The organism is Longimicrobium sp. (assembly GCF_036554565.1).
GTDB lineage: Bacteria > Gemmatimonadota > Gemmatimonadetes > Longimicrobiales > Longimicrobiaceae > Longimicrobium.
In genome coordinates this window covers 1-9,738 of record NZ_DATBNB010000339.1, presented here as the reverse complement: position 1 = coordinate 9,738, position 9,738 = coordinate 1, and the positions used below count along the sequence as shown (strand labels likewise).

Annotated in this window: 9 protein-coding genes; all 9 read right to left on the bottom strand. The window is 71.8% G+C overall.

Features of this window, described 5'->3' with window-relative positions; translation table 11 throughout:
• Positions 1 to 206, bottom strand: a 206-nt coding sequence (locus tag VIB55_RS09610; RefSeq protein ID WP_331876432.1) for a hypothetical protein, incomplete at its 3' end; no start/stop codon positions are given.
• Entirely contained in the window at positions 203 to 1,363 is a 1,161-nt protein-coding gene (dnaJ, locus tag VIB55_RS09605) for a molecular chaperone DnaJ (protein WP_331876431.1), read from the bottom strand. The genes VIB55_RS09610 and dnaJ, both read right to left, overlap by 4 nt.
• Before the next feature lie 4 nt (positions 1,364 to 1,367).
• Entirely contained in the window at positions 1,368 to 2,414 is a 1,047-nt protein-coding gene (gene hrcA / locus VIB55_RS09600; RefSeq protein WP_331876430.1) for a heat-inducible transcriptional repressor HrcA, read from the bottom strand.
• 67 nt (positions 2,415 to 2,481) lie between these two features.
• Complete coding sequence (gene hemW, locus VIB55_RS09595; protein ID WP_331876429.1) at positions 2,482 to 3,717, bottom strand: radical SAM family heme chaperone HemW; 1,236 nt, start codon at positions 3,715 to 3,717, stop codon at positions 2,482 to 2,484.
• A gap of 370 nt (positions 3,718 to 4,087) precedes the next feature.
• A complete protein-coding gene (dprA, locus tag VIB55_RS09590; protein ID WP_331876428.1) occupies positions 4,088 to 5,233 on the bottom strand; it encodes a DNA-processing protein DprA in 1,146 nt (381 codons plus the stop codon).
• A gap of 134 nt (positions 5,234 to 5,367) precedes the next feature.
• Positions 5,368 to 6,393, bottom strand: a complete 1,026-nt coding sequence (gene obgE, locus VIB55_RS09585) for a GTPase ObgE (protein ID WP_331876427.1) — start codon at positions 6,391 to 6,393, stop codon at positions 5,368 to 5,370.
• 413 nt (positions 6,394 to 6,806) lie between these two features.
• The gene (locus VIB55_RS09580) at positions 6,807 to 7,415 is read right to left on the bottom strand and encodes a carboxymuconolactone decarboxylase family protein (protein ID WP_331876426.1); all 609 of its coding nucleotides are present in this window, start codon (positions 7,413 to 7,415) and stop codon (positions 6,807 to 6,809) included.
• Entirely contained in the window at positions 7,408 to 8,412 is a 1,005-nt protein-coding gene (locus VIB55_RS09575; protein ID WP_331876425.1) for an asparaginase, read from the bottom strand. Before VIB55_RS09575 ends, VIB55_RS09580 begins: the two co-directional genes overlap by 8 nt.
• Before the next feature lie 160 nt (positions 8,413 to 8,572).
• Positions 8,573 to 9,738, bottom strand: a 1,166-nt coding sequence (locus VIB55_RS09570) for a S41 family peptidase (RefSeq protein ID WP_331876424.1), incomplete at its 5' end; no start/stop codon positions are given.

Genomic DNA, 9,738 nt, shown 5'->3' with positions numbered 1-9,738 from the left:
GCCGCCGCGGGAAGCTCGTCACGCAGCCGCTCGGAAAGCTCGCGGACGAACGCATCCACATCCCCCGGCTCGGCCGCGTACGCCACCAGCCCGCCCTCGGCCTCCAGCACCGCACCGCCGCCGTACGGCGCCAGAACCTCGGCGGCCAGCGGAAGCAGCTCGGGGTCGGCGGTGCGGACGACCAGTACCAGCCAGCGGTCCGTCACGCGGCGAAGGCGTCCTTCACGCGGTCCCACAGCCCCTTGGTGCGCCGCGCGCCGGGCACGGGGCCCTCCAGCTGCGCCAGGCGGCGGAACAGCTCCTCCTGCTCGGCGTTCAGCTCGGTGGGCGTCCACACGTTCAGGCGCACGTACTGGTCGCCGCGCCCGCCGCCGCCCAGGTGGGGCAGCCCCTTGCCGCGCAGCGTGATCACTTCGCCGCTCTGCGAACCCGCGGCCACCTTTACCTTTTCGTCGCCGTAGACGGTGGGGATGGTCACGTCGCCGCCCAGCGCCGCCTGGCTGAACGAAACCGGCAGCTCGAACAGCAGATCGCTTCCCTCCCGCTGGAAGCGCGCATCGTCCTCCACCTCGATCACGGCCAGCACGTCGCCGCGGGGGCCGCCCCGTGGGCCGGCGTTGCCCGCGCCGCGCAGCGTCAGGTAGTTGTCGCTGCTCACCCCGGCGGGGATGTCGACGTCCACCGTGCTTTCGCCGCGCTGCCGACCGTCGCCGTTGCACGACCGGCACGGGTTCTTGATCGTCTTCCCCTCGCCGCGGCAGGTGGGGCACGCGCTGGCGCTGACGAACTGCCCGAACACGCTGCGCTGCACCGTCCTCACCTGGCCGGCGCCCTGGCAGGTGGTGCAGGTCTGCACCCCGCCCTCGTCGGCCGAGCCGGTGGCCTTGCAGGTGTCGCAGGGGTCCAGCGTACGGATGCGGATGGTCTTGCGGACGCCCGTGGCCACTTCCTGCAGGGTGATGGGCACCTTGATCTGCAGGTCCTTGCCCTTCTGCACGCCGCCGCGGCCGCGCCGCTGCCCGAAGAGGTCTTCGAAGCCGCCGCCGCCGAAGTCGCGCATGAAGATGTTCAGCGCGTCCTCGAACCCGAAGCCGCCGAACCCGCCGCCGCCGCCGGACGCGCTCGCGCCGCGCTTGACGCCCGCGTGGCCGTAGCGGTCGTAGAGCGCGCGCTTCTCGGTGTCGCGGAGCACCTCGTACGCCTCGGTGGCCTCCTTGAACCGGTCTTCGGCCGCCTTGTCGCCCGGGTTGCGGTCCGGGTGGTACTGCATGGCCAGCTTGCGGTAGGCCTTCTTGATAGCCTCGCCATCGGCCGTCTTTTCGACGGCGAGAACCTCGTAGTAGTCTTTCATCGCGGTGTTCATGATTTCACATCAACAGGTCCGAGACCATCGACGACGTGCTTTCCACGACGGCGATCACCCGCTCGTACGGCATGCGCGTGGGCCCGATCACGCCGATGACGCCCTTCAATCCGCCCACGTGGTACTCCGACGTCACCAGCGTGAAGCCCGAAAGCGCCGGGTCGCGGTGCTCCACGCCGATCGTCACCTTCAGCCCCTCGCCGTCCACCCGCCCGGCGACCGCGCTCTTCAGCAGGTCGCGGCTCTCGGTCAGCGTGATCAGCGAGCGAAGGCGCTCGCCGCTGCTGAACTCGGGCTGGTCGGCCAGCACCGAGGCGCTGCCCAGGTGAAGCTCGTCCGTTCCCACCGGGGCGAACCAGTCCTCGGCCGACTGCAGGAACACGTTCAGCAGCTCCGAGCCGGGGTCGCCCGAGGCCACGGTGTCGCGCAGGCGGTCGGGGAGCGTTCCGCGGATTTCCCGCAGCGTGTGCCCGGCCAGCCGCTCGTTCAGAATGCGCGCTACGGAGGCCAGCGTGCTGGGCGGCAGGGTGGCGGGCACGTCGACGAACACCGTGCGCACGCCGGCGGCCCGCAGCGTCATCACCAGCAGCACCTTGGCCTCGGAGACGGGAAGCAGGTCCAGCCGCTCCAGCACGGCCTCATCAAGCCGCGGTGCCACGGCGATCCCCAGCTCCTGCGTCAGCAGCCCCAGCACCTGCGCGGCGCGGCGCAGCAGCCGTTCCACCGCGGCCACGTCACCCCCGGCGGCCAGCTCGTGGCGCAGGGAGGTGCGCTCCGCCTCGCTCAGGGCTCGGCGGTCCATCAGGCTGTCCACGTACAGGCGATAGGCCATGTCCGTGGGCACCCGCCCCGCCGAGGTGTGCGGGTGGTACAGGTAGCCCTTTTCCTCGAGGTCGCTCATGGTGTTGCGCACCGTCGCCGGCGAAATGCCCAGCTTGAACCGGCGCGCCACGGTGCGGCTGCCCGTGGGCTCGGCGGTTTCGACGTAGGTGCGGATCACCGCCTCGAGGATCTGGTGCTCGCGCTCGGAAAGAGGTTCTCCCGTGGTCATCTGCGGCACGAAGGCCTTTGGAGTTCCAAGCAAAACCCGATCAATCTGCCCTCCCCTCGCAGGGCCGTCAACCCGCGGCGCCGCTTGCGCTTCCTGCGCCCGCGGCGGCCAGGTCAGCCCGTTCCCCGCCCCGCCCGGAGGCGGAACGAGCATCCTGCTCAGCCGCGCCGGCCATCTCCACGGCCAGTCCATCCAGCAGCAGCCACCCCTCGGGCGTAAGCCGCAGCCGCCCCTCCCGCGCCTCGGCCAGATTCCGATCAGTCCATCCCGCCGCGAGCCGGCGGACCGCCTCGCCCGCATCCTTCATCGGCCAGCCCTGGTCCGTACGCAGCAGCAGCCAGGCGCGCTCCAGCCCGCCGGTCTCCTCATCCACCACCTCTTCGCCGTCCGTGGGAGGGCGGCCGGAGGCGATCATCTCGCGATACTCGTCCCAGCTGCGCACGTTCCAGCGGCGCAGCGGGGGATAAAAGGCGTGCGACCCGGGCCCCAGCGCCGCGTACGGCTCGCCCGTCCAGTAGACGAAGTTGTGGCGCGAGCGCAGCCCCGGCCGGCCGAAGTTGCTCACCTCGTAGTGCTCGAAGCCCGCGCCGCATAGCGTGTTGTGCGCCAGCAGGTACTCGTCGGCGTAGCGGTCTTCGTCGGCCAGCGTTTCGCGGCCCTCGCCCACCCAGCGCCCCAGCGGCGCGGCGGCCTCGGCGGTCAGCCCGTAGAGCGAAACGTGCTCGGGCTCCAGCAGCAGCGCTCGAACCAGGTCGTCGCCCCAGGCGCGCCCCAGGCGCGACGGCACGCCGAAGATCAGGTCCACGCTCACGTTGCCGAACCCGGCGGCGCGCGCCGCGTCGAACGCGCGGGCGGGGCCGTCCACGCCATGAAGGCGGCCCATCCACCGCAGCGTGGGCTCATGAAACGTCTGCGCGCCCAGGGAGATGCGGTTCACCCCGGCGGCCCGCCAGCCGCGGGCCACCTCAGGCGTAAAGCTCTCGGGATTGGCCTCACACGTCCACTCCGCCGCGTCGTCCCACTCCGCCCAGGGGCGCAGGTGTTCGCGGAGCGCGGCCATGGCGTCGGGCCCCAGCAGCGACGGCGTCCCCCCGCCGATGTAGACGGTGTCCAGCCGCAGCGGCGCGCCCCAGCCCCGCTCATCCGACAGCATGTGCATCTCGCCCGCGACGGCATCCAGCCAGGCATCCACCGGCGGGTCACGCATGGCCTGCACGGCAAAGTCGCAGTACGAGCAGCGCCGCGTGCAGAACGGCACGTGCACGTACAGCGACCGCGGACGTGCGGCCGGGAGATCAGGCAACGCGTTGGGAAGCATGGGGGTAACGACACCCGAACCGGCCGCGCGTTCCCCTGCGCAAGGAAGCGGACCGGCACGCGCACCGGCCCGAACACCGAAAGCCTGTCATCCTGAGCCCCAGGCGAGCGACACCTTCCCACCGACGATCCCACGCGGGGCGAAGGATCTAGCCGCGGCTGCCTTTCAGCCAGGGCGCGGCAGCGGTCACAAAACCCAAGGCCGCGCCTAGTCGGCGGTGCCCGCCGCCCGCGCCGGCCCCAGATCCCGGCGCGCGAAGACGTAGATGCCGTCCGGCGCCGCGTAGCTGTTCACGGCCGCGCCGCGCATGACGGCTTCGCGAACGAGAAGGGGTGGATGCCTACGGTGGCGATCGTCACCGCAGCTTGAAGTGTTTGCCCGGCAACGCCTCGGCAAGGTCGTGAAGCTCCAAACCCAGCAACGCCGCGAGGGTGCCGCTGACGCCCAGCCCAGCCTCGGCCGCGAGCGCGTCGACGTGGCGTGGATCGGGGCGGAGCACGCGGAACACCTGCAGCTCGTCGCCCGCGAGGGCGACCGCGGGCGGCGTCGGCACGGATGGCGACGGCCCCGAGGCGGGTCGGCCCTCCTCGACGTGATGCGGCACCAGCCCAACGCCGTGCAGCTCTTCCAGGATGTCGCGCGCGGACGTCACCAGGCGGGCGCCGTCCTTCAGCAGCTGGTTGGTTCCCGCGCTCGCCGCCGAGCCGATGGGACCAGGGACGGCGAACACCTCGCGCCCCAGCTCCAGCGCGAAATCCACGGTATGCTTGGCGCCGCTCTTCTCGCCCATCTCCACCACCAGCACGCCCGCGCTGAGCGCGGCGATCAGCCGATTGCGCCGGGGAAAGTTGCCCGCCAGCGGCTCCTCGCCGGGCGGCAGCTCCGAGATGAGCAGGCCGTGCTCGCGAACGCGGCGGAACAGGCCGCGATTCTCGGGCGGATAGGCGCGGTCGATGCCGTGCCCCAGCACACCCACCGTGGCGCCCCCCGCGTCCAGCGCCGCTGCATGCGCGACCGCGTCGATGCCCTTCGCCATTCCGCTGACGACCACGTAGCCCGCGCGCGCCAACTCACGCGTGAGCCCCGCGGCGGAGGCGCGGCCGTACGGGGTGGGCGCCCGCGTGCCGACGACGCCCACGCCCGGGCGGCGCAGCAGCCCGAGGTCACCCGCGGCGTACAGGACGAACGGTGGATCGGCCAGCCCGCGGAACGCCTCGGGATAATCTTCGTCCTCGGAGGTGATGGCCGTGGCGCCGACGTCGGCGAGAACACGAAGCGCCTCGCGCGCCCTCGCCCGGCCCTCGGGCGTGCCCGCACCCGCCACGCGCCGCGCGAACTCGGGCCCGAAGCCCGGAACGGCGGCAATGGCGGCCGCGGGCGCGGCAAGGATGCGCTCCGCCGAGCCGAACCGGGCGATGAGCGCGGCCAGCCGCGCCGGCCCGATCCCCGGGACGATGGCGATGCGAACGACGTCTTCGAGGGCGGCGCTGGCCAGCGGCATGAGAAAGAGCGGACGGCGGGAATCCGCGTCCGCTCTGTCCGGCGGACGATCGCTCCGCCGAAGCTACCTATCAGTTGATCCGGACGGAAGGGGCAGCCAAAAACCCGGACCACACGTGTCCCCACCGGCGCGCGTCAGGGGCGCCAAGGCTCCACTTCCTCGTCTCCGCGCTCCGCGGCCAGGGCGGCCGCGGCCTGGGTCCACAGCGCCTCCAGGAAGGGATCGAGCCCCTTCTGCGCGACGGACGAGATCGAGAACTGGCCCCAGGCGTCGGGCGCATCCACCCGCGGCTCCGGCCAGTCCGGCGGCAGCAGGTCGGCCTTGGTGAACACCACGCAGTGCGCCTTTTGGGCAAGCTCCTCGGAGTACTCGCGCAGCTCCGAGCGCAGCTTGTCGTACTCGGCCTGGGGCTCCAGCGCGTCGCCGGGAATCATCAGCGCCAGCGTGCGGGTGCGCTCGATGTGGCGCAGGAACTGGTGACCCAGCCCCTTGCCCTCGTGCGCGCCCTCGATGATGCCGGGGATGTCGGCGATGACGAACGAGCGGTTCCCCGACAGCTGCACCACACCCAGGTTGGGCGTGAGCGTGGTGAACGGGTAGTCCGCCACCTTTGGCGTGGCCGCCGAGACGGACGAGAGAAGCGTGCTCTTTCCGGCGTTGGGCTCGCCCACCAGCCCCACGTCGGCGATCAGCTTCAGCTCAAGCGCGATGCGCCGCGCGTCGCCCGGCTCGCCGGGGTCGGCCCGGCGGGGAGCCTGGTTGGTGGCCGTGGCAAAGCGCGCGTTACCCCATCCGCCCTTGCCGCCGCGGGCGATGACGATCTCTTCGCCATCCTCCAGCAACTCACCCAGCAGCTCCTCGGTTTCCACGTCGCGGATGACGGTGCCGGGGGGCACGCGCAGCACCAGCGGCTCGCCGCTGCGGCCGGTGCAGTTGGCGCCCGCGCCCTTCTGGCCGCTCTCGGCCTTGTACTGCTGGCGGTATCGGTAGTCCAGCAGCGTGGTGAGCTGGCCGTCGGCGCGAAGGATGACGTCGGCGCCGCGCCCGCCGTCGCCGCCGTCGGGGCCGCCGCGCGGGGTCATCGACTCGCGGCGCATGGACGACGCACCCGCACCGCCGTCGCCCGCCTTCACGTTGATCTCAGCGTAATCCAGGAACACCGCTCTGCCTCACTCCGAAATGGATATGTCGCCGCGCCGCCAGTCCGACCCGGCGCGTGCATGAATACGTGCGGAATGGCCCAGTCCTGTGCGCGACCCTGGCGCCCCCCATCCCCAGCCCTTCCCCCACAAACTGCGTGGGGGAAGGGAGCCAGCCCGGTGCGTGTCGGGGGCAGCGGCGCACGCGACGGCTTCCCTGGCTTGGCTCGGCACGCTTCGGCCGTTCCGGCGCACTCCCCGGCTGCCCTCTCCCCCCGGCCCCCTCTCCCGCAAGCGGGAGAGGGGGAGAACTGCATCGGATTCCGGCGCGCGCACACCCTTCAACTCACACCCAGGCAAGCCAGTCCGCGCAGGCGGACTTCGTGTGGTTGTTGCAGCGAATTCATTCGCCCGTGCTCGCCTCGGCCTGGGACCTACTCCCCCGCCCGGCCCCTAATCTCCCCCCACAGCGCCTTCACCTCCGCCGCCCGGTCGTCAGAAATCATCCCGCAGGCGATCTCGACGGTCTCGTCCACTTCGTCCACGGTGGCGCCGGCGTTCAGGGAACCGCGAAGATGGGAGTGAAGCTGGCGCGGCACGTTCCACACCGCCAGAAGCGCCGCGATGCACAGCTCGCGCGTCTTCAGATCCAGACCCGGCCGCCCGATCACCCGTCCGTACCCGCCCGTCACCATCCACCCGTCGAAGTCCGGGTGCAGGCCCCGCACGTTCTCGCGCAGCTTTCCGTAGTTGCCGCCGTAGACGGTGGAACACACCCGCTCCCCCCGCGCCTCCCAGCCGGACGGGTCCTCGCGGATGGGGTCCGGCGCCGGGCGCCCGCTCACGTTCCGCCACAGGGCGATGGCGTTCAGCGCGTCGGGAAAGCCCACGAACAGGTGCGACTGAAGGAGCACCTCCTCCACCGCCACCGGGTCCGCCGAAGCCGCCGCGGACTGCATCGCGTCGCGGATGGTCCCCGTGTCGCGCGTGGCGAGGGCGGCGGCGACGCGCAGGAGCGCCGCCCGGCCGGACGCGTCAGGCATCCGCCGCGCGAAGACGGATGGCGGGGTGCACCTCGCCCGTCACCTCGCCGCGCGTGTTGGTGATCTCGCGGAACACGTACCGGTGAAGCGCCCCGAAGTCGTCCTCCGAAATCAGGTCCAATTCGCGCAGCACCCCCGCGACGGCCGGGGCCAGCGCACGATTGGTCCCATCCTCCACCTTCAGGGCGATCCCCAGCTCCGCGCCGGGGCTGCCCACGCAGTACACGCCCTCGGCGCCCACCTTGGCGAAGATGCGCCCCTCCGTCAGCCGCGACAGCTCCGTGCAGATGCGCCCCTCGCCCGCCACCATCTCCGGGTGCGCGGCCATGGCCTCGACTACCGTCGCCGGCCCGCGCTCGCCCCGCCGCGCCGCGGCCGACAGCGACGCGTAGGCCAGCGCCATTTGCCGCAGGGGCATGGCGTAGCAGACCACGCCGCAGCCGTCCACCCCCAGGCCGATGGCCTCGGCGGGCATGCGGGCCCAGCGCGCCACCTCGGTCAGCAGGCGCGCCTGCACCGGGTGCTCCAGCAACTGGTATCCCTCGGGGTCCCACCCGCGGGCCCGGGCGACGGCCATCATCCCCGCGTGCTTGCCGGAGCAGTTGTTGTGAAGGCGCCCCGGCTCCAGCCCCTGTTCCACCAGCGCGCGCCGGGTGCCGTCGTGGAACGGGGCGTGGGGGCCGCACGCCAGCGCCTCGGCCGTCAGCGCGATCTTTTCCAGCAGCCCCTCCACCGTCCGTACGTGGGCCGGCGAGCCGCTGTGCGAGCCGCAGATGACGGCCAGCTCGGCGGGGGTAAACCCGAAGCGGTCGTACGCGCCGTCGTCCACCACCGGGATGGCCTGCAGCGGCTTGGCCGACGAGCGCCAGAACGTCACCATGTCGGGGTCTCCCGAGTACGCGCGCAGCGTACCTTCGGCATCCACCACCGCCACGTGCACCCGGTGGCGGCTTTCCACCACCGGTCCGCGGGTCACCTCTACGAAGCTGTCGGACATCGCCGGAACGTCAGGTAGAATCGTTTGCGAAGAACGCCACCCGCGCGGAGCGCGCTGGGCGAAAAGAAGTAGAGGAAGGGCACCATGAGCACCCCTCCTCCAAATCCCACCAGCCCCGAAAGCAGGTCCGCGAAGCTTGCGGCAAGCGCCGCAACCCGCGTCAGCGGCTGCGAGACGCCGCCGCGGGCTGCTGCTGCGCCGCGCGCAGCAGCGCCTGGGTGTTCGGCGCCTGCTGCAGCAGCCGGATGGCTTCCTGCAGCACGCGGTCCGTGGGGTCGTCGCGGCGCGCGGCCACCGACGCGCCGAACTTGCTGCGCGCGATCTCGTCGATCAGCCGCGCATCGATGAAGCGCTGGGCGCCCTGGAACACCTCCCAGGTCACGTCCACGCCGGCCGCGCGAAGGCGGTCGTAGAAGCCGCGGCGCATCTCCGGCGTGACCGCGAAGTCAGGCCGCAGCTCCGGGTGGGCCCGCTCGTACGCCACCGCGTAGCCGAACAGCGCGTTCTGGAACTTGGCCGCGCTGCGCGAGGCCACGCGGAAGAACTCCTTCTCCGCCTCCACCGCGGTGTCCTGCCGCACGATGAGGTCGGGGACGATGCCGCCGCCACCGAATACCGTACGTCCGCTGTCGGTGCGGTAGGGCACCTTCTTGGTGGTGTCCGCGGCCGTCACCGGCGTGCCGTCGGCACCCAGCACCTCGTCGTCATCCTCCACCCGGGCTTCCTCCTGCCCCTCGCCGCGCGTGGCCTCCTTCTGGATGGAGCGGCCCACGGGCGTGTACCACTTGGCCGTGGTGATCTTCAGCGCGTTGCCCCCGGAAAGCGGCAGCAGCGTCTGCACCGAGCCCTTGCCGTACGTGGTGGTGCCCAGCACGATGGCGCGGTCGTGGTCCTGCAGCGCGCCGGCCACGATCTCGGCCGCGCTGGCGCTGTAGCCGTCCACCAGCACCGCTACGGTCAGCCCCTCGTACGCCTGGTCGTCGGCGGCGCGGTACGTTTCGCTTTCCTGCGGGTCGCGCGCGCGGATCTCCACGACGGACTCGCCGCGCTTCAGGAACAGGTCCGACACGCCCACGCCCTGGTCCAGCAGGCCGCCCGGGTTGGCGCGAAGGTCCAGCACCAGCGAGCGGGCGCCCTCGGTGCGAAGCCGGTCGATCGCGGCGCGCAGCTCGGTGGTGCTGGTTGCGCTGAACATCACCAGGTTCGCGTAGCCCACGCCGGGAGCCACCATGTACGCGTTCGGAACGGAGCGGACGTGGATCTCTTCGCGCACGATGGTAAAGGTGATGGGCTGCTCTACGCCCACCCGCTGCACCTTCACGGTGA